Here is a 20,365-nt window from a genome sequence, read left to right as displayed (position 1 = left end):
GAGCACCAGCCAGGAGCGTGACCCGCGCTGCGAGGGTGAGTGGTGCCTTGCTCGCCCGGGTTCCGCGCTGCGCGGTCAGGCGTGCGTTGCTCGCGCGGGTGGCGCGCTGCGGGCGGGGCTTCCGGTCCCGCTCGTCAGGCGCAGTAGCCGGCGACGGGGCTCATCCACTCGGTGAGCTGCGGCTTGAGCGTCTTGTCCAGGTCCGCGGCGGTCTTGATGTTCTTGATGTACTTGCGGTCCCTGGCGCTCGTCTCGAACTTCACCGCCGACGTCTCGCCGGCCTGCTTCAGCTCGGGGTTCTGCGCGACGCTGGTCTCCTTACGGATCTGCGCGCCGGCCGACTGGAGCTCCGCGGCGGCCGACTTCTCCGCCTTGGCGACGTTGTCGGCCTGCTTGGCCTCCTTGTAGGCGATCATCTTGCCGATCGCGGCGCCGAAGTCGTCCAGTTTGCCGGTGAAGACCTCGTTCAGCTTTCCGCAGACGAGCGCGGTGTCGGCCGAGTAGTCCGGCGCCGGGGAGGTGGCGGAGGGCGCCGGCGCGCCGGCGTCGTAAACCTGCGCATCGCTGTCGCAGGCGGCGCCGGTCAGCAGCACGCTGCCGGCAAGCACGGCCAGGATGGCGGCTCGCATGTCGTCGATCCTCTTCGTCGGGGGGCAGAGCAACGGGGTCAGGAACCCCGCCCGACGGTACGTTCCGTTCCGGCTCACGTCCAACCGAGCGTGATCGGCGAGATACGAACAGCCCGCCCACGGTGACCGTGAGCGGGCTGATCGCCCCCGTGATCCAAAGCTGCGGCCGTCCCGTCGCGTTCTGGGGGCGATGTGGAAGCATCGGCGGCGGAACGGCTCTGAGGCGACTCTGCGGCATCGTGCTCTCGTTCCGCTCTCGATCCACTCTCGCCGGTCGGCTAGTCTCGATGCCCGCGCAGGGAACGGGGTGACTACTGTGCGCTACCGCATTTTGGGGCCACTGTCCGTCACCGTGGACGGACGTTCCGTGGCTGTGACGGCCGGTCGTGATCGGGTCGTGCTCGCCATGCTGCTGGTCAATCCGAACCGGATCGTCGGCGCGGGAGAGCTCATCGACGCGTTGTGGGGCAGCGCCCCGCCGGTGACCGCGCGCGGGCAATTGCAGTCATGTATATCGCGATTGCGACGAATCCTGCCACCCGGGGTGATCCTTACCGATCGGGCGGGTTACGGCATCCGGGTCGGACCGGACGATCTGGACTCGGAGGTTTTCGCCCGTTCGGTGGAGCAGGCGCGGGCGTCCGGCGACCGGGCCGCGTTCCGTTCGGCGCTGGCCGTGTGGCGTGGCCCGGCCTGTGCCGAGCTCGACGCCCCGCCGTTGCGGCAGGCCGCCGCGGCGCTCGACGAGCGGTACGCCCTCGCGGCCGAGGACTGGGCGGAGCTCGAACTGGCCGCCGGCAACGAGCGTGAGCTCGCCGGTGAACTGGGCGTCCTCGTCGAGCGCTTCCCGCTGCGCGAGCGGCTGCGCGAGCAGCTGATGCTGGCGCTGGCCCGTTCCGGGCGGCAGGCGGACGCGCTCGCCGAGTTCCGCCGGGCGCGGCAGCTGCTCGCCGACGAGCTGGGCATCGAACCCGGCGGGGAGCTGCAGAAACGGCATCGCGAGGTGCTCAACGGCGAGACCGTCGCCGACGCGCGGCCGACCGGCCGGGTGCGGTGCCTGCCGCGTACGGTCGGCGACTTCACCGGCCGCGCGGAGCAGGTCGAACGGCTCGCGGCCGAGATCGCGGGCTCCCCGGGCCCGGTGGTGGCGGTGATCGACGGGATGGCCGGCAGCGGCAAGACGACGCTGGCGTTGCACGTGGCGGCGCTCGCCGGCGACCGCTACCCGGACGCGCACCTCTACATCGACCTGCAGGGCCACAGCGAGCGCGACCCGGTCGAGCCGTCCGAGGCCGTGCTGGTGCTGCTGCGCCAGCTCGGGCTGAACGGCGGTGAGATCCCGGCCGGGCGGGTGGACCGGATCGGCCGGTGGCGGACCGAGCTGTCCCGCCGCAGGTCGCTGGTCGTACTGGACAACGCGGCCTCCAGCGAGCAGGTCGCCGATCTGCTCCCGACCGCACCGGGCAGCCTGGCCGTGGTCACCAGCCGGCGGCGGCTGTCCGGGCTGGACGGCGTACGGGTCGAGTCGCTGCCGGTGCTGTCACCGGAGGAGGCGGTGTCGCTGCTGGAGCGGATCGCCGGCGAGCGTGTGCGGGCCGAGCCGGTGGCGGCCGCCGAGGTGGTCCGCCGCTGCGGATACCTGCCGCTGGCGGTCCGGCTGGCCGGGGCCCGGCTCGCGCACCGGCCGCGCTGGCGGGTGTCGGATCTGCTGCGCCGGCTGGGTGAGGCGGCGCTGCCCGAGCTGGCGGCCGAGGACCGGACCGTGACGAGGGCGTTCACGCTGACGTACCGGCAGCTCCCGGCGTCCCTGCAGCGCACGTTCCGGCTGCTCGGGGTCTACCCGGGGGTGGAGTTCGACGCGCTCGCGGTCGCCGCGCTGGCGGATCTCGCCGGGGACGCCGCCGCTGACCTGCTGGACGATCTGGTCGACGTGCACCTGATCGAGGAGCCGGAGCCGGGCCGGTACCGCATGCACGACCTGGTGCGGGAGTATGCCCGGACGCTCGCCGCGGAGCTGCCGGAGGCGGACCGGACAGCGGCTCTCACCGCGCTGCTCGACTTCCAGCTGCACGCCGTGACGACCGCGAACCTCGACAGCTACCTGCCGGTTCTCATGCGTGATCTCGGTTCGGCCGAGCCGGCCCGGCCCGACCTGCGGGTTCCGGACCCGGTCGCGCGACTCGAGCGGGAGCGGCCGAACCTGGTCGCCTTCGTCGCCGCGGCGATGGCCGCCGGTCGCGCCGACTATGCCTGGCAGATTCCCCGCGCCGCCTGGCACCCGCTGTTCTACCGGGGCTACACGGACGACGTCCGGGAGTTGCACCTGCTGGCGCTGCCCGCGGCCGAGGCCTCCGGCGACCGGTCCGCGATCGCGACCACGGCGAACTATCTGGCCTCCGTGTACGGCCGGGGCGGCCAGACCGAGAAGGCCGAGGGGTTCCTGCGCCTGGCCATCCGCCTGCGCACCGAGCTGGGCCAGCTCGGCGCCACCGCGCAGAGCCTGGGCAACCTCGCGAACATCTACTACATCCAGGGCCGTCCCGCGGAGACGGTCGAGGTGCTGCGCCAGGCGCTCCGGATGCAGCTGCGGGCCCGGCTCCCCGAGCGCAGCGACATGATCAACATGTCCTCCCTGCTGGTCAGCGCCCTCACCCAGCTGGGCCGCTACGACGAGGCGCTGCGCTCGGCGCGGGCCTGGCTGTCGTCGACGATCGACGACCGGAACGACGGCATGACCGGCAGCGCGCTGTTGCTGCTGCAACGGCTGCGCGTGCGGCAGGGCACGATGGCGCCACCCGTCGCCCACCGGTACATCGACGTGTCGGTGCGGCTGATGCGGCGAGCCGGTTACCAGGCCGGCCTGGCCGACGCCGCCGTCGACCGCGCCCGGCTGCACCGGATCGAGGGCCGCCATCCCGAGGCGATCGCCGAGCACCAGCGGGCCCTGCGAATCATCGCGCCACTGAACGACCCGCTGCACGAGTCCGCGTACCGCTGCGAGCTCGCGGCCACCCTCCATGCGGCCGGGCAGATCCCGGCGGCCCGGGAGATGTACCGGGAGGCCCTCGGCATCGCGCGGCGCCTGCGGTCGCCGTACCAGATCGCTCAGGCCCTCAGCGGCCTGGCCGCCTGCCTGGATCCCGGTGGCCCGGAGGCCGCGCGGCTGCGGGCGGAGGCCGGTGAGGTGTACGCGCGGATGGGCGTTCCGCGGGACGACGGGACGGCTGATCGGATCGGGATCACATCCGGCGCGCGGTGATCGGAGGGAGGATGGTCCGGTGACGAACGATGTGAGTGGTTACCGGATCGAACGCGACACGATGGGCGAGGTGCGTGTCCCCGCCGACGCCCTGTGGCGGGCGCAGACCCAGCGCGCGGTGGAGAACTTCCCGATCTCCGGGCGTGGCCTGGAGCCGTCGCACATCCACGCCCTGGCCCGGATCAAGGGGGCCGCGGCGCAGGTCAACGCGGAGCTGGGGGTGCTCGACAAGGAGCTGGCCAACGCGATCGCGACCGCTGCGGCGCACGTGGCCGACGGCGGTTACGACGACCAGTTTCCGATCGACGTCTTCCAGACCGGCTCGGGCACCTCGTCGAACATGAACGCCAACGAGGTGATCGCCACCCTGGCGTCCCGCGCCCTGGATCAGCAGGTGCACCCGAACGACCATGTCAACGCGTCCCAGTCCAGCAACGACGTGTTCCCCTCGTCGATCCATCTGGCCGCCACCGAGGCGGTCAGCGCCGATCTGATCCCGGCCCTGGAACACCTGGCCGGCGCGCTGGGAGCGAAGGCGGAGAGCTGGTCGGGCGTGGTCAAGAGCGGCCGTACCCACCTGATGGACGCCACCCCGGTCACCCTGGGGCAGGAGTTCTCCGGGTACGCCCGGCAGGTCACGAACGGTGTCGAACGGCTCACCGCGACCCTGCCCCGGCTCGGCGAGCTGCCCCTGGGCGGCACCGCCGTGGGCACCGGCGTGAACACTCCGCCCGGCTTCGCGCCGAAGGTGATCGAGCTGCTCCGGCAGCAGACCGGCCTGCCGCTGAGCGAGGCGCGCGACCACTTCGAGGCGCAGGGCGCTCGGGACGCGCTGGTCGAGGCGTCCGGGCAGCTGCGGGTGGTGGCGGCCGGCCTCTACAAGATCGCCAACGACATCCGCTGGATGGGCTCCGGCCCGCGCGCCGGGCTGCGTGAGCTGCGCCTGCCCGACCTGCAGCCGGGCTCGTCGATCATGCCGGGCAAGGTGAACCCGGTGGTGCCCGAGGCGGTCCGGCAGGTCGCCGCGCAGGTGATCGGCAACGACGCGACGGTGGCCTTCGCCGGCACCCAGGGCGACTTCGAGCTGAACGTGATGCTCCCGGTGATGGCCCGCAACCTGCTGGAGTCGATCCGGCTCCTGGCCGCGGCCGCCCGGCTCCTCGCCGACCGCTGCGTGATCGGTCTGGAGGCGAACGAGGACGTCGCCCGGGGCTATGCCGAGGGCTCGCCGTCGATCGTCACCCCCCTCAACCGCTTCCTGGGGTACGACGAGGCGGCCGCGATCGCCAAGCAGGCACTTGCCACGAACCGGACGATCCGCGAGGTCGTGATCGAACGCGGGCACGTCAGCTCGGGCACCCTAACCGAGGAGCAGCTCGACGAGGCGCTCGATGTTCTGAAGATGACACGCCCGTAAAATAGACACACCTCGACCTTGCGCCGAGCGACCTTTCTCGATGGGATGCGGAGATCTAACTCTCTGGAGGAGGAAGCGCATTCCATGAGAAGACGCCTCACAGTCGGAGCCGTTGTCACCTTGACGGGTCTGGCGTTCCTTACCACGGTCCCAGGCTCCGCCCAGGCGGAGCCGACGGCCGTCACCGACTACACGGTCGTGGCCGCCGACGGGGTCTCCGCCGCCGACGCGACGGCGGCGATCAAGGCCGCCGGCGGCACCGTCGTCAGCGGTAATGACGCCGTCGGCGTGTACCGGGTGAGCTCGACGGACGCGAAGTTCGAGACCAAGGCGACCGCCTCGGCCGAGCTGATCGGCGCCAGCGAGCGCAAGGCCATCGGGTACTCGCCGAACGGCGTGGAGAAGATCGAGAAGGGCGGGTCGGCCAAGGGCGGCAAGGGCCACGGCCCGGCCAAGGCCGACCCGCTCGACGACAAGCTCTGGGGCCTGTCCATGATCAAGGCGGACAAGGCCCGCAAGATCGAGAAGGGCGACAAGGCCGTCACGGTCGGCGTGCTCGACACCGGCCTGGACGCCTCGAACCCGGACATCGCCCCGAACTTCAACAGCAAGCTGTCCCGCAACTTCGCGCCCGACATCCCGGCGATCGACAACATCTTCATCGACGGGGTCGACCAGGGCTGTGAGGTGCCCAGCTGCGTCGACCCGGCCGGCACCGACGACGGCGGCCACGGCACGCACGTGGCCGGCACGATCGGCGCCGCGCTCAACGGTGTGGGCGTCTCCGGCGTCGCGCCCGGCGTCAGCCTGGTCGAGCTCAAGGGCGGCCAGGACTCCGGCTACTTCTTCCTCGACCCGGTGGTCAACGCCCTGACCTACGCCGGCGACAAGGGCATCGACGTGGTGAACATGTCGTTCTACGTCGACCCGTGGCTCTACAACTGCACGGCCAACCCGGCGGACAACCCCGCGCAGCAGGCCGAGCAGCAGGCGATCATCACGGGCATGAAGCGGGCACTGAACTACGCGCACGCCCGCGGGGTGACCATGTTCGGTGCGCTCGGCAACAACCACGAGGACCTGGGCAAGCCGCGCACCGACGTCTCCAGCCCGGACTACGGCGGCACGCCGTACTCGCGGCCGATCGACAACTCGTCCTGCTGGGACCTGCCGGTCGAGGGCCCGCACGTGATCGGCGTCTCGGCGGTCGGCCCGTCCACCCGCAAGGCCGACTACTCCAACTACGGCCTGGAGCAGATCTCGGTCGCCGCGCCGGGTGGCTTCGCGCGGGACGGGTTCGGCACTGACACCTACAACACGCCGGGCAACCGCATCCTCTCCACGTACCCGCTGAAGGTGCTGCAGGAGGAGGGGCTGGTCGACGAGGCCGGCAACATCACCGCGGCCGGCGAGGGCCTGGCCTTCAAGGACTGCACCAAGGCCGGCAAGTGCGGGTACTACACGTACCTGCAGGGCACCTCGATGGCCTCGCCGCACGCGGCCGGGGTCGGCGCCCTGATCGTCAGCCGGTACGGCGTTCCGGACCTCCGCCGCGGCGGCAAGACGCTGCTGCCGGGCGTGGTGGAGCAGATCCTCTACCGCACGGCGGCCGAGCACGAGTGCCCGACGCCGCGTCTGGTCAGCTACGCGCAGGAGGGCCGGCCGGCCGAGTGGGACGCGCTCTGTGAGGGTGGCAAGAACTTCAACGGGTTCTACGGCTACGGCATCGTCGACGCCTACGCGGCGGTCGGCGGCCGCTGAGCAGGTCCGGGGACCCTCGTCGCAACACCCGAAAAGGGCGTTGAGGTGTCGGACGACCGGGGCGGTTATTCCATCGCCCCGGTCGGTACCCTTGTACGGTGACTCTGCGCTTGTACGACACCGCGACCCGATCCGTCCGGGACTTCGTCCCGTTGACGCCCGGTCAGGTGGGGATCTACCTGTGTGGCGTCACCGTGCAGTCCTCCCCGCACATCGGCCACCTCCGTTCCGCCGTGAACTACGACGTGCTGCGCCGCTGGCTGCTGCACACCGGCCTGGAGGTGACGTTCATCCGCAACGTCACCGACGTGGATGACAAGATCCTCCAGAAGTCGCTGGAGCAGAAGCGGCCGTACTGGTCGATCGCCTACGAGAACCGCCTGCTCCTCGATCGTGACTACCGTGCCCTCAACGTGCTGCCGCCCACCTACGAGCCGCTGGCCACCGGGCACATCACCGAGATGCACGACCTGATCACCGCGCTGATCGAGCGCGGCCACGCCTATCCCGCCTCGGCCGGCAACGGCGACGTCTACTTCGACGTCCTCTCCTTCCCGGAGTACGGGTCGCTGTCCGGCCAGAAGCCCGAGGACATGCGCTCCGCCGAGGACGCACCGGAACGCGACAAGCGCGACCTGCGCGACTTCGCGCTGTGGAAGGGTGTCAAGGCCGACGAGCCGCAGGACGCGTACTGGCCGTCGCCGTGGGGCCGGGGTCGTCCCGGCTGGCACATCGAGTGCTCCGCGATGGCCCGTCGCTACCTCGGCGACGAGTTCGACATCCACGGTGGTGGCCTCGACCTGACCTTCCCGCACCACGAGAACGAGCTGGCCCAGTCGAAGGCGGCCGGTCTCGGCTTCTCCCGGTTCTGGGCGCACCACGCCCTGCTCAACCTGGGCAAGTCCAAGATGAGCAAGTCGCTGGGCAACGTCATCGATCTGCCCGCCGTGGTCGAGTCCGGGATCCGCCCGGTCGAGCTGCGCTACTACCTGGGCAGCCCGCACTACCGCTCGCGGATCGATTACACCGACGAGGCGCTGAACGAGGCCGCGGTGGCGTACAAGCGGATCGAGGGCTTCGTCCACCGCGCCGCCGAGATCGTCGGCCCGGGCCGGCCCAAGGCGGTCCCGCCGGCGTTCGCCGAGGCGATGAACGACGACCTGAACACCTCTGCCGCGCTCGCGGTCGTGCACGACACGATCCGGGAGGGCAACACCGCTCTGGCCGCCGGGGACGAGCCGGCCATCCGCGGTGCGCTGACCGCGGTCCGGGCCATGCTCGGCGTGCTGGGTCTCGACCCGCTCGACGCGGGCTGGGGCAGCGGCGACAGGGGCAACGATCTGAAGCCGGTGGTCGACGGTCTCGTCGCGCTGGCCATGGAACAGCGGGCGCAAGCCCGTGCACGTAAGGACTGGGCTGCCGCCGACCAGGTGCGCGACCAGCTCAAGAACGCGGGTATTCAGGTGGAGGACACTCCGGCCGGTCCGCGCTGGACGGTAGGAGAGCAGCACTGATGCCGGGTAATTCACAGAACGCGAGCAAGCGCGCGACTTCGAAGAAGGGCGCGCCGTCCGGCTCGGGTGGCAAGAACCGCGCCAGCCTCAAGGGTCGCGGCAAGACCCTGCCCGCCGACGAGCGGCCCTGGCACAAGGGTTACTCGGGCACCGAGAAACTGCCCGAGAAGACCGCGCGCAAGCAGGACAAGGAGCGCCGGGCCGCGGCCGCCGAGGGTCGCGTGCCCAAGGTCGGCCAGCCCGGCACGAAGGACACCACCTGGGGCCGTGGCGGCGGTCGCGCCCCCGGGCTGACCCGTGCTCAGACGTCCCGTGGCGGCGGTGGCCGGGCCTCCGGCCCGCGTGGCCCCCGGATCGCGCCCGGGCGCCGGTCCAACCCGATCAAGGAAGGGCCCGAGCTGCTGCTCGGCCGCAACCCGGTGGTCGAGGCGCTGCGCGCGCTGGTGCCGGCGACGGCGCTCTACGTGGCGCAGGGCATCGACATCGACGAGCGGGTGGCCGAGGCCGTCCGGACCTCCGGCGACCGGGGCATCCCGATCCTGGAGATCAGCCGCAACGAGCTGGACAGGCTGACCGGCGGCGTGCTGCACCAGGGCATCGGCCTGCAGGTGCCGCCGTTCGCCTATGAGAACTTCGACGACCTGGTCGCGGCCGCTCTCGAGCAGACCGCGCCGCTGCTGGTCGCCCTCGACGGGATCACCGACCCGCGCAACGTGGGCGCGGTGATCCGGTCGGTCGCCGCGTTCGGCGGGCACGGCGTCTTCATGACCGAGCGGCGGGCCGCCGGCATCACCGCGACCGCGTGGCGCACCAGCGCCGGCGCGGCCGCGCGGGTCCCGGTCTCCCAGGTGGTCAACCTGACCCGGGCGATCAAGTCGGCGCAGAAGCAGGGCTTCACCGCGATCGGCCTGGACGCCGACGGCGAGACCGACCTCTACCAGCTGGAGGCCGCGATCGGCCCGCTGCTGGTCGTCGTCGGTTCCGAGGGCCGCGGCCTGTCCCGCCTGGTCGGCGAGACGTGTGACCTGCGGGTCAGCATCCCGATGGCTTCCGACGTCGAGTCCCTCAACGCCAGCGTCGCCGCCGCGGTCACGCTCGCCGAGGTCTCCCGCCGCCGCTCCCAGGTCTAGTCACCCAAGGCAACAAAGCAGAACACCAAGACGGCCATCCTCGTACAGAGGGTGGCCGTCTCGTCATGCCAAGGCACGCAGCCCCAACATGACCCCGTCAGCCACAGGCGCAACACATGCACCGTGCCTCCCAAATTCGTGCCAGCCATCCCCGCCGGCCATCCCGAGCGCGAGCCATCTCCTAGATTCCTCGCAGTGGACCCGGACCCGCGAGCCGGACACGGGGAAACCTCGCTCGCGACGACACCGACCCGGCAGGGAGAAACGGCCGCACACGGGGACGGCCGTTTCTCCCCAGGCCAGCTCGAGAAGCCACCCACCTCGGCACCCCAACTTGAACCGGCAGCAAAGCCCACGCGCGACCGACCGTAACGCGGGGGGCGCGGGAGCGCGGGGGGCGCGGAGGCTCGCCCCCCGATTGAACCGGGACCAAAGGCGACCCGCCGCCGACCGTAACGCGGGGGTTCGGGGGGCTCGGCCCCCCGGCGAGCAAAGCGAGAGCGCCCGGTCCGCGCATTCCGCGGACACAGGCCCCCACCCTGGAGCCTCCGGTCGGGCTCGAACCGACGACCTCCCGTTTACAAGACGGGTGCTCTAGCCAACTGAGCTACAGAGGCGCGGGCCTCAGCATAACGTCCGGAAAACCGATCGCCATCTTGGCAGGACTGTTAAAACCAAATACGGTGGCGGGGCTGTTCCTTCTACTCGGATCGTCCGGCACGTTCCTGCCGGTGGAAAGGAAGTCGATTCACCATGGCTACCGTCACGTACGAGAAGGCCTCCCGGATCTACCCGGGCTCTGAGCGCCCCGCGGTCAACGAGCTGAACCTCGAGATCGGCGACGGCGAGTTCCTCGTCCTGGTCGGCCCTTCCGGTTGTGGTAAGTCCACCAGCCTGCGCATGCTCGCCGGCCTGGAGGATGTGGACCGCGGCCGCATCCTGATCAACGACAAGGACGTCACGCACCTCCCGCCGAAGTCCCGTGACATCGCGATGGTGTTCCAGAACTACGCGCTCTACCCGCACATGACGGTGTACGAGAACATGGCGTTCGCTCTGAAGCTGCGCAAGACCCCGAAGGCGGAGATCGACCGCGCGGTCAAGGAGGCCGCCGGCCTGCTCCAGCTCGAGGAGTATCTGACCCGTAAGCCGAAGGCGCTCTCCGGTGGTCAGCGTCAGCGTGTCGCGATGGGCCGCGCGATCGTGCGTCAGCCGCAGGTCTTCCTCATGGACGAGCCGCTGTCGAACCTCGACGCCAAGCTCCGCGTCCAGACCCGTTCGCAGATCGCCACGCTGCAGGCGAAGCTCGGCGTCACCACTGTCTACGTCACGCACGACCAGGTCGAGGCCATGACCATGGGTCACCGGGTCGCGGTCATGCTGGACGGTGTGCTGCAGCAGGTGGACACCCCGCGGGCGCTCTACGACACCCCCGGGAACGTCTTCGTCGCGGGCTTCATGGGCTCTCCGGCCATGAACATCAAGACGGTGGCGCTGACCGAGTCGGGCGCGACCTTCGGCGCCCTGGCCGTGCCGCTGACCCGCGAGCAGGTCGCCGCGGCGCAGGGTGGCGACGGCAAGGTCACGATCGGTTTCCGGCCGGAGGCCGCTGAGGTCGTGACGGAGCAGGCCGGCGCGCTGCCGGTCGTCGTGGACCTGGTCGAGGACCTCGGCTCGGACGCGAACGTCTACGGTCACTCGGACCTGGGCGGCACGCAGGAGCGCTTCGTGGTGCGGACCGAGCGTCGCTACATGCCGTCGATGGGTGAGACGGTCTACATCCGGCCGAACCCGGAGGCGATCCACGTCTTCAACGCCGGCACCGGCGCCCGCATCTGATTCAACGCGTGAACTGAAGGGCCGCCCGGCGACGGGCGGCCCTTTCGCGTCCGGTTGTCGGCCGGATCACCGCCGGCGGCGGGCTCAGTCGGCGAAGCGGGTGACCACGAAGTCCTTCTCGGCGACGCACGCCAGCACCGAGGTGTTCCACGCGCAGGTGCCGCTGCGCACGTCCCGCAGGAGCCCGAGCTGGACCGGCTTGTCACCGGGGTGCACGCCGACCAGCGCCCGGTCGCCGATCGAGCTGGACAGGGTGTCGGAGAACTGCAGCGTGTTGCCGGCGTCGAGACGTACCGCGGTGCCCGGGGTGGCGGCCCAGATCGCCTTGCCGCCGGCGTCGAACAGGGTGGTGGTGTCGTCCGCGACGGCCAGCACCGATTCACCGACCGGGACCAGCGTTTCCGTTCCGGCCGCGGGGCGACGCCAGGCTTCGTGGTGCTTCTCCAAGTCGTACGCGATGACCTGGGCCTTGTCGCTTGCGTAGCCGGCTGTCTCGACGAAGCAGATCCGGTGGTCGCCGCACGGTGTCAGCCCGTCGACCCGGGCGTCCTTCGGCGCGGTGTAGAGGATCTCCGGCTCGGCGGTGGCGAGCGCCGCCAGGTCGTAGGCGAGGAGCCGATCGGTGCTCGACTCCTCCACGAAGAGCCGGCCGTCGTGCGCGACCATCTTGTCGCTGGTGTAGGCGACGTCGGCGCGCGGTTTGCCGGCCGTCCCGCTGCTGACGTCGATCACCCGCGCCGAGCGGTCCGCGGCGATCTGCACGACCTGGTCGTCGTCGCTCAGGGCGGGTGCGAACGGCCGGCCCCGCGTGCCGGCCGGACCGGTCAGGTCGCTGGGCGTGGTCACGTCGAGGACGGTGGTGGAGGCCGAGCCGTCCGGGCTCGCGGCCTGCCAGCGTTCCTTGCCGGTGGTCAGTTCGAGACCGTGCAGCGTGCCCTGCTGACGGTCCACGACCAGCACCACGTCGGCGCCGAAGTGCACGGTGTCCGAACTGCCCAGGTTGTATTCCCAGCGCAGTTTCCCGGTCGTGCCCTCGAGAACGACCAGGCGCGCGCGGCTGGTGCTGTAGTCCGGGTCGGAGATCAGCGCGACGGCGCCCGGCAGGGCGATCAGCTGCGCCCAGCTCCGCGCGACGCCGGCGGCCTGGCTCTGCCAGACCTCCCGGTTCGTGTCGACGTCGAAAGCGGTCACGCCGGCCCGGCCCTGCTCGTCGACGCCGGCGAAGTAGGCCCGGTCGCCGAGCACCTCGGCATCCGACCATCCGGACGTGATCGGCGGGGTCGGCTGCAACCGGGTGACCTCTTCCAGCGCCTGGAAATCCAGAGGCGGGAAGCCCGGGCGGAGCACGAGGGCCGCGGTCACGCCGAGGGCGACGATCGCGGCCAGGGCGGCGCCACCCAGGATCCAGACCTTCTTCCCGTACGACCGGTGGCCGTTCCCGGGCTCAGCCGGAAGGTGGGCGGGAACGGTCGCGGCCGGCGGATCCATCGAGTACGGCAACGGGGTGCCGGCGGCCCGTGCCTGCGCCTCGCCCTCCGCCCACGGGTCGACGGGCGTCGCATACTCCTGTGCGGGCGGCACGGGCGGCACGGGCGGCACGGGCGGCACGGGCGGCACGGTCCGCGGGGTGGGCGTCGGGGTCGCGGCGGCGGCGGTGCCCGGGGCGTACGCCACCTCGTCCTGATCTTGATTGTGGGTTTCGGAGCCGGGCATGTCGTCGCCTCCACCGTCGTGGTTCCGGCCCGCCATGCTACCGACCGCACGCGCGCCGATCCCGCCCGCTCACGAGCGGAAACGGGTGCTGACGCGGGACTTACCCATGGCTAGTGTGGCGCCATGCGTATCGAACGCGTGACCGCCGCGCAGGAGATCCACCGAGGGGCCGATCTCTTCGACTCCCCACCGCTGCCCGAGGCGACCCGGCGGTTCCTCAGCGACCCGACGCACCACCTGCTGTTCGCCTACGACGACGCGGACCGGCCGGTCGGGATGATCTCCGGCGTCGAGACGACCCACCCGGACAAGGGCACCGAGATGCTGATCTACGAGCTGGGCGTGGCGCCGATCGCCCGGCTGCAGGGGATCGGGTCGGCCCTGGTCGCGGCGCTCACGAAGATCGCCCGGGAGAACGGGTGTTACGGCATGTGGGTGGCGACCGAGAACGACAACGTCGCCGCGCAGGCCACCTACCGGTCCGCCGGGGCGTCCGAGGAGACCACGTTCACGCTGCTGAGCTGGGATCTGCTGGCTCAGTGACAAGGTCGGGACCTACGCGCCGGGCCAGACATAGGGCAGATCGTCCGGCACGTCGCCGAAGATCGGGCGGTAGAAGTCCGGGTCCTTGCGGATCAGCGCCGACTGGTGGCTGCGGTGCAGCTCCTCGTCGCCGAGCCAGGGCGGCAGCGCGACGATCCGGGCCAGCTGCGGCTGGGTGCGGACGGTGCCGACCCCGGTACGTTCCCGCAGGTCCGCGACGAGCGTCACGGCGCACGTGTCGGCGCGGCCGGTGGCCGTCCACGCCTCGCACATCGCCAGGCCGTAACGGACCAGGGCCTCCTCGTACCCGCGCCACATCAGCACCGCCGGGTGGTGCCGCCAGCCGTAGCCGGGCACGGTCAGGCCACGCAGCACCTGGATCGTCTCCACCCGCTGCTTGCCGAGCCGTTTCTGGTCCAGGACCTTCGCGCTCTCCAGGAAGTCCGGGTACGGCAGAAAGGTCTGCATCGCCCCTGTTTTCCCTGGTGAAGGGTGCCGAAACGCCGAGGAGCGCGCGCCCGTGGTGGGCACGCGCTCCTCGTCCGGGGGGAGGCTCAGCGGGTCATCAGCCCTTGGCCGGCTCCTCGAGCAGACGCGGGTCGTCCACCTTGGAGTACGGCACCTCGGAAGGCGCGACCGAAGCCGGCGCGACGGACGCCGGGGCGACCGAGGCCGGCGCGACCGACGACGGCGCGACCGGGACCGGCGCCGACGCGGACGGGACCGCTGCTGACGGCACAGCGTCCGACGGCAGGGCATCCGACGGCACGGCGTCCGACGGGGCCGACGCGGACGGCGAGATCATCCCGGGGCGGGCAGCGGTGGACGAGTACGGCGAGGCGCCCGGCACGGGGCTGCCCGTAACGCCCGGCTGCGGGGACAGGTCGGCGGCGGAGACCGGCGAACCACCCAGCGGCAGTCCGGTCGCGCCCTGCGGGCCGGGGGCTCCGGCCGGCGTGTTCTCCGGCGTGTGACTGCCGTCCGGCAGGATGCCGCGGACGATCGGCAGGCCACCGACGACCGGCAGGCGCAACGAGCCGGTGTTCGCGTCGGTGAGCGGCAGGCGTGCCGTCCTCACCAGCTCGGTCCGGACCGCGTCGGCGGCCGTACCCGCCGGACCGGGCTGCTGGGGGGACGCCTGGGCGGGCGCCGTGCCGAGGAAGAGGAGCCCACCGGCGATCACACCGGCTCCGGCATACCACAACTTACGCACTGATCTTCTCCAGACCACTGGGGACGATGGGCTGCTGGAAAAGCCCACCAACTCGGACGAATGGTGTCGGATGGGGCAACGGGTGTCCCCACGAGGCGGTAACGGCTGACTACGATTCGTGAACGTGAGTGCGTTGACCCCCGCGGAAGCCGACACCCGTCCCCACCTGGTCGTCTGTGGTGCCGACGCACTGGTGTGGACACTCGCCGAGGAGTTGGCGAATTCCCGCCATCGGATCAGGCTGACCGTGATCACCCCGCACAAGATCCGCGCTGATGTCCCGGATCTGCGGACCCTGGAGGAGCGCGGGGTCGAGCTGCGGCACGCCGACCGGCTCGACGAGCAGACGTTCCGCGACGCCGGGCTGGCCGGGGCCGCCGCGCTGGCGCTGGTGATGCCGGACGACATGGTCAACCTGCACGCCGCGCTCTGCGCCCGCGAGGTCGAGGAGAAGCTGCGGGTCGTGGTCCGGATGTTCACCACAGGGCTGGCCGGCAGCGTGAGCCGGATCTTCCCGGACCATGTGGTGCTCTCCGACGCGCAGATGGCCGGGCCGGCGTTCGTCGCGGCGGCGCTCGGCGAGGTCGCCCCGACGCACTTCCGCCACGGCGACCGGACGCTCTATGTCGCCCACCGTGCCGACGTGCCCGCCCGCCGTGTGATGGTCACCCTGGCCACCGAGTCCGGCGGCGAGGTGTCGGTGCTGCCGGCCGAGCCGCCGGCCGGCACGGACGGACCGGACGACCTGGTGCTGGCCGAGGCGGTCGGAACCTCCGCCGAGGGTGACGTGACGCGCCGGCTGCTCGCCCGTTCCGGCCGGCGGCGACGCCCGTTCACGGCGTTCGGCCACGCGCTCCGGGCCGCGCTGAACCGCAAGCTCGGCGTCGCCGTGCTGATCACGCTGGTGACGACGGTGCTGGCAGGTGCGGTCCTGAACGCCTGGGACGACACCCGGCACAATCTCTGGCAGTCGATCTACGTCACGCTGATGACGGCGGTCGGCGCGTCCGATGTGGAGGAGAAGCGCAACGCCGTCGCGCAGGCCGCCCAGCTGGTGCTGACCGTCGCCGGCCTGGCCCTGCTCCCGCTGATCACCGCGGCCGTGGTGGACGGCATGGTCAACGCCCGGATGGCGCTGAGCCAGGGCCGCCTCGCCGGTCAGCTGCGGGACCACATCGTGCTGGTCGGGCTCGGCAACGTCGGCACCCAGGTGTTGCGGCAATTGCACGACCTGGGCGTCCGCGTGGTGGCGATCGACCGGCACGCCGACGCGCGCGGCGTGAAGTCCGCGCAGCGGCGGGGCATTCCGGTGATCGTCGGTGACGCGTCCCGGGAGGAGACGCTGCAGGCGGCGCAGATCGCGACCTGCCGCGCGCTGGTCGTGGTCTCCACCAACGACCCGGTGAACCTGCAGGCCGCACTGCACGCCCGGGCGATCCGCGACGACCTGCGGGTGGTGCTGCGGCTCTTCGACGACGACTTCGCCCAGCGGATCGGTGCGGCCTTCGACATCAGCACGTCCCGCAGCGTGTCCCGGCTCTGCGCGCCGGTGTTCGCCTCGGCCCTGCTGGAACGCAACGTGCACGCCAGCATCCCGGTCGGCCGGCACGTGCTGCTGGTCGGCACGGTCACCGTGCTCGGCGGGTCCGATCTGGACGGTGCGCTGCTGAGCGACGTCGACGAGCCGGGGCAGGCGCGGGTGATCGGCATGTCGGCCGCCGGTCAGGAGTGGATCGACTGGCGGCCGGACCCACGGCGGGTGCTCGCCGCCGGCGACCGGGTGCTGGTGGTCGCCCGCCAGCGGGCGCTGCGCTCACTGGCGGGGTAGGGGCTCTGCCAGGGTGGGGCTCAGGGCATCAGGGCCGAGTCCAGCTCTTCCGCCTCGACGCCCAGCACCGCCTGCTCGTCCGGCTTGTTGACCAGCACCTCGGTCAGGTAGGACTGGACCGTCGGGCCCATGCCGACATCCTTGCCGGCCCGCTCGGAGAGCAGCCACTTGTGCTGGATGATCTGCGAGAAGATCTCCTGCGGCTCCAGCTTCCGCCGCAGGTTGGCCGGCACCGCCCGGACCACCGGCTCGAAGACCTCGGTCAGCCAGCGGTGCGCGGCCTGCTGCTCGTCGGTCAGAGCACTCTCCGCCCGGTACGTGTCGAGGTCGTTGAGCAGCTGCCGAGCCTGGTTCTCCTCGGCGTCCAGCCCGGTCAGGCGCATCAGGCGGCGAGTGTGATAGCCCGCGTCGACCACCTTCGGCCGTACGCGATAGCCGCCGTCCACCGTGGACATGGACACCTCGGCCACGTCGAAGCCCATCTCGTTGAGCCGCCGGATCCGCCGCTCGATGTGGTGCCGGGCGTCCTTGGCGACCTCCTGCTCGTAGGTCACCTCGTGCCACAACCGCTCATACCGCGCGACGATGTCGTCGACGACCGATTCCGGGTCGATCGACTCGTGCAGCAGCTCGGCGGCCTGCAGGTCCAGGCACTCGCCGAAGATGTTCAGCCGGAGGATCTCGATGTCCTCGCTGCGCTGGCCCTCGGAGAGCTTCGGGTAGAGGTTGCCGGTCTCGGCGTCCACCAGGTATGCCGCGAACGAGCCGGCGTCCCGCCGGAACAGCGTGTTGGAGAGCGAGCAGTCGCCCCAGGAGAAGCCGGTCAGGTGCATCCGCACGATCAGCGCGGCCAGGGCGTCGAGCAGCCGGTTCATCGTCTCCGGGCGCAGCACCCGGGAGAAGAGCGCGCGATAGGGCAGCGAGAACTGCAGGTGCCGGGTGACCAGCACGGTCTCCAGCGGCTCACCCTCGGGGGTCTGCCGGTCGGTGGCGATCGCGATCGCCTGCACGGCCGGGAAGTCGATCCGCTCCAGGGCGCGCAGCAGGTCATACTCCTTCTCGGCGATGCGCTCCCGGGTCTCCTTCATCGCGTAGACGGCGCCGTTGAGTTTCACGAACCGGACGACGTGCCGCGAGATGCCCTGCGGGAGGGCGACCAGGTGATCGGCCGGCCACTCCTCCAGCGGCACGTGCCACGGCAGGTCCAGCAGCGCGGGGTCGATGAGGGCGGAGGTGATGCGCACGGTCCAAGTGTGCCAAGTCCGCTTCCGCGTCGCGCTCGTACGTGGCTCGTTACACAGGTGCGAAAAGACTGACAACGCACCGGGAGTGGCATGCGACGCAAGGCAGGGATCGTCGTCGGAGCGTGCGCCGCGCTCGTGCTGGCCGGGATGGCCGGCGCTGTGACGGCGAGGCGCGGGAACGACGCTCCGGTCGGAACCTGGCACTCGGCGCCGGGGGTGCCGCGCACCCAGGTGGCGGCTCGGGGTCCGTTGCCCGTTCCGTCGTCGTCGCTCCCTTCGAAAGCCGCCGTCCCCGCGCCCAGCCGTGGAGTGAAAGCCACCGGATCGCCCGAGCCGCCCACCTCGTCGCGGAACCCGGGACGGTTCCTGGAATCCGCCACCTCCTCCGCCCCCGGCCGCCAGCGCGTCGGCGAACTGCTCCACGTCAGCAACCTCATCGGCTACCTCGCGGGGCCGCCCCGGCAGACCTTCGCCTACCCCGGCGCCTCGTACGTCAAGCTGCACTTCGCCCGGATGGCGATGCTCCCCGGGGACTATCTGACGGTCTCCAGCCCGGACAACACGGAGTCGTACCGCTACGAGCCCGGCACCGAGGACAAATGGGCCATGTCGATCACCGGTGACACCGCAGTGGTCGAGGTGCACCGGGCGGTCGACCCGCTCGGCCTGCGCTCGGCGCTGGAGGGGCTCGGCGTGCGCGTCGACTCGGTGGCGCGGGGCTACAGCCGTACCGAGCAGGCTCGCATCCCGTCGGAGACGCCGGCGCGACCGGGCCGGACGGGACGCGAGGAATCGGTCTGCGGGCCGGACACCTCCACCGACGCGGTCTGCTACCAGTCCACCGACCCGGTGGCCTACGTGAAGTCGAAGGCCATCGCCCGCCTCCTGATCAACGGGACCGAGCTGTGCACCGGCTGGCGGGTCGGCCCGAAGAACCGGATGCTGACCAACAACCACTGCCTGACCACCTCGGAAGAGGCGTACGACACCGAGGTCTGGTTCAACTACCAGTGCGCCAAGTGCGGCGGCTACGACGTCTTCAAGCCGACCAAGGTCTGGGGTGACCAGGTCGTCTCCACCGATCACCTGCTCGACTACACGCTGTTCAGCGTCGACGGCTTCGCCTCGGTCGAGAAGTTCGGCTACCTCACGCTGGACACCGCGCGACCCGCCAAGGGCACCGAGCTCTACGTACCGCAGCATCCGGCCGGCGAACCGACCCGGATCGCGGGCGGCAAGGGGGAGAAGGCCGGCAACTGCGCTGTCGACAACGCCGACTACACCGGGTACGCCGCGCACTCCGACGTCTCGTACTTCTGCGACACCGCGGGCGGCTCGTCCGGCTCGCCGGTGCTGTCCCGCAAGACCAACAAGGTGGTGGCGCTGCACCACTTCGGCGGCTGCCCCAACTCCGGCGTACGCGGCGACCTGCTCGCGACGAAGTTGCGCCCGTTCCTTTAACGTTTACCGGTGATCGAACGCCGCACCCTCGCCTGGTGGCCTGACCTCCTGCTGCTCGCGGCGTTCGTGGCGCTCACCGTCGCGCTCGTCCAGGGCCACCTGCTGACACTCGACCAGCGGGTGGCCGACTGGGCGCTCGATCACCAGCCGCGGGTGCCGTACTGGACCGCTCGCGTCCTCAACTACCTCGGCCAGGGCGGTCAGGTGCTGACCCCGGTCGGGCTGATCCTCAGCGGATGGCTGTTCCACCGGACCCGGTCGGTGCGCGCGTTCTTCCCGTTCCTCGCCGCCTATGTCGTGACCTACCTGACGATCGGCCCGATGAAGATCTACTTCGACCGCGCCGCGCCCCGCTATGGCGGCCCGTTCAAAGCGGAGATGTTCAACCCTGTCGCCAGCGGTGACGAGAGCCGCAGCTTCCCCTCGGGTCACCTCGGCAACTCGCTCGTCTGGTACGCCGTCCTCGGCATCCTGATCGCCGCCCTGCTCCGCCGGGCCCTGACCCGCTGGGAGCTGTTCGCCGTCCGCGTGCTCCCGGTGGTGATCGTCTTCGTCACCACGGTCTACACCGGCTTCCACTGGCTCACCGACTCCCTCGCCGGCCTGCTGCTGGGCCTGGTCCTGGCCCGCCTCGTCGAGCGCATCCGGTGGGACGCCATCCCGCTGCCGCCACGCCGCTGGACCGGTCCGGCTTTCTAGACCCCCATGTTGTACGCCCGTGGCCCACGCCCCTGGCACTCCCCGCGACCTCCGCTGCCCTCACCCGGCCCCCGCGCGCCCGTCACCCCGGTCAGCGCTCCGCGCCCCGCCCCCA

Annotated in this window: 15 protein-coding genes and 1 tRNA gene; 10 read left to right on the top strand and 6 right to left on the bottom strand. The window is 71.1% G+C overall.

Translation table 11 applies throughout. The features are described from left to right. Nucleotides 1–134: 134 nt before the first annotated feature. The gene (locus tag Acy02nite_RS22290; RefSeq protein WP_203743531.1) at nucleotides 135–629 is read right to left on the bottom strand and encodes a hypothetical protein; all 495 of its coding nucleotides are present in this window, start codon (nucleotides 627–629) and stop codon (nucleotides 135–137) included. Nucleotides 630–996: 367 nt separating this feature from the next. Between Acy02nite_RS22290 and Acy02nite_RS22285 the strand changes: the two genes are divergently transcribed. The 5 genes from Acy02nite_RS22285 (at nucleotide 997) to rlmB (ending at nucleotide 9,710) form a co-directional block, all read left to right on the top strand. Then, the gene (locus Acy02nite_RS22285) at nucleotides 997–3,888 is read left to right on the top strand and encodes an AfsR/SARP family transcriptional regulator (protein ID WP_239175094.1); all 2,892 of its coding nucleotides are present in this window, start codon (nucleotides 997–999) and stop codon (nucleotides 3,886–3,888) included. Nucleotides 3,889–3,907: 19 nt separating this feature from the next. Next, nucleotides 3,908–5,305: a class II fumarate hydratase gene (locus tag Acy02nite_RS22280; RefSeq protein ID WP_203743527.1), complete on the top strand. Its 1,398-nt coding sequence runs from the start codon at nucleotides 3,908–3,910 to the stop codon at nucleotides 5,303–5,305. An 84-nt stretch (nucleotides 5,306–5,389) separates the two neighbouring features. Continuing rightward, nucleotides 5,390–7,066 carry a S8 family serine peptidase gene (locus Acy02nite_RS22275; protein WP_203743525.1) on the top strand — a complete coding sequence of 559 codons (1,677 nt, stop codon included), beginning with the start codon at nucleotides 5,390–5,392 and terminating at the stop codon, nucleotides 7,064–7,066. Between the two features lie 98 nt (nucleotides 7,067–7,164). Further along, nucleotides 7,165–8,580 (top strand): cysteine--tRNA ligase, encoded by a 1,416-nt coding sequence (gene cysS / locus Acy02nite_RS22270; protein ID WP_203743523.1) that lies wholly within the window; start codon nucleotides 7,165–7,167, stop codon nucleotides 8,578–8,580. Continuing rightward, nucleotides 8,580–9,710 (top strand): 23S rRNA (guanosine(2251)-2'-O)-methyltransferase RlmB, encoded by a 1,131-nt coding sequence (gene rlmB, locus Acy02nite_RS22265; protein WP_203743521.1) that lies wholly within the window; start codon nucleotides 8,580–8,582, stop codon nucleotides 9,708–9,710. The genes cysS and rlmB overlap by 1 nt, the downstream gene beginning before the upstream one ends. A gap of 540 nt (nucleotides 9,711–10,250) precedes the next feature. Here rlmB and Acy02nite_RS22260 read toward each other — a convergent pair. Beyond that, nucleotides 10,251–10,327: transfer RNA gene (locus tag Acy02nite_RS22260), tRNA-Thr, on the bottom strand. A 136-nt stretch (nucleotides 10,328–10,463) separates the two neighbouring features. On the opposite strand from Acy02nite_RS22260, the gene Acy02nite_RS22255 reads away from it, so the two are divergent. Beyond that, nucleotides 10,464–11,549 (top strand): ABC transporter ATP-binding protein, encoded by a 1,086-nt coding sequence (locus tag Acy02nite_RS22255; RefSeq protein ID WP_203743519.1) that lies wholly within the window; start codon nucleotides 10,464–10,466, stop codon nucleotides 11,547–11,549. An 84-nt stretch (nucleotides 11,550–11,633) separates the two neighbouring features. On the opposite strand, the gene Acy02nite_RS22250 is transcribed toward Acy02nite_RS22255, so the two are convergent. Then, entirely contained in the window at nucleotides 11,634–13,262 is a 1,629-nt protein-coding gene (locus Acy02nite_RS22250) for an outer membrane protein assembly factor BamB family protein (protein ID WP_203743517.1), read from the bottom strand. 123 nt (nucleotides 13,263–13,385) lie between these two features. Here Acy02nite_RS22250 and Acy02nite_RS22245 point away from each other — a divergent pair, with 123 nt between their 5' ends. Then, nucleotides 13,386–13,805 (top strand): GNAT family N-acetyltransferase, encoded by a 420-nt coding sequence (locus Acy02nite_RS22245; protein WP_203743515.1) that lies wholly within the window; start codon nucleotides 13,386–13,388, stop codon nucleotides 13,803–13,805. A 12-nt stretch (nucleotides 13,806–13,817) separates the two neighbouring features. Here the strand turns inward: Acy02nite_RS22245 and Acy02nite_RS22240 are convergent, their stop codons facing one another. Both Acy02nite_RS22240 and Acy02nite_RS22235 read right to left on the bottom strand, forming a co-directional pair. Next, nucleotides 13,818–14,273, bottom strand: coding sequence for an MSMEG_6728 family protein (locus Acy02nite_RS22240; RefSeq protein ID WP_203743512.1), 456 nt, complete (start codon nucleotides 14,271–14,273; stop codon nucleotides 13,818–13,820). A gap of 97 nt (nucleotides 14,274–14,370) precedes the next feature. Next, a complete protein-coding gene (locus Acy02nite_RS22235) occupies nucleotides 14,371–15,018 on the bottom strand; it encodes a hypothetical protein (protein ID WP_203743510.1) in 648 nt (215 codons plus the stop codon). 124 nt (nucleotides 15,019–15,142) lie between these two features. Here Acy02nite_RS22235 and Acy02nite_RS22230 point away from each other — a divergent pair, with 124 nt between their 5' ends. After that, on the top strand, nucleotides 15,143–16,846 hold the full coding sequence (locus Acy02nite_RS22230) for an NAD-binding protein (protein WP_203743508.1): 1,704 nt from the start codon (nucleotides 15,143–15,145) through the stop codon (nucleotides 16,844–16,846). Between the two features lie 20 nt (nucleotides 16,847–16,866). Here Acy02nite_RS22230 and Acy02nite_RS22225 read toward each other — a convergent pair whose 3' ends face one another. Then, the gene (locus tag Acy02nite_RS22225) at nucleotides 16,867–18,090 is read right to left on the bottom strand and encodes a DUF4032 domain-containing protein (RefSeq protein ID WP_203743506.1); all 1,224 of its coding nucleotides are present in this window, start codon (nucleotides 18,088–18,090) and stop codon (nucleotides 16,867–16,869) included. 90 nt (nucleotides 18,091–18,180) lie between these two features. On the opposite strand from Acy02nite_RS22225, the gene Acy02nite_RS22220 reads away from it, so the two are divergent. After that, nucleotides 18,181–19,551, top strand: coding sequence for a trypsin-like serine peptidase (locus Acy02nite_RS22220; protein ID WP_203743504.1), 1,371 nt, complete (start codon nucleotides 18,181–18,183; stop codon nucleotides 19,549–19,551). 9 nt (nucleotides 19,552–19,560) lie between these two features. Continuing rightward, nucleotides 19,561–20,250 carry a phosphatase PAP2 family protein gene (locus tag Acy02nite_RS22215; protein WP_203743502.1) on the top strand — a complete coding sequence of 230 codons (690 nt, stop codon included), beginning with the start codon at nucleotides 19,561–19,563 and terminating at the stop codon, nucleotides 20,248–20,250. Nucleotides 20,251–20,365: the final 115 nt, after the last annotated feature.

This window comes from Actinoplanes cyaneus, from assembly GCF_016862095.1.
GTDB lineage: Bacteria > Actinomycetota > Actinomycetes > Mycobacteriales > Micromonosporaceae > Actinoplanes > Actinoplanes cyaneus.
This window is presented reverse-complemented; position numbering and strand designations above follow the sequence as displayed.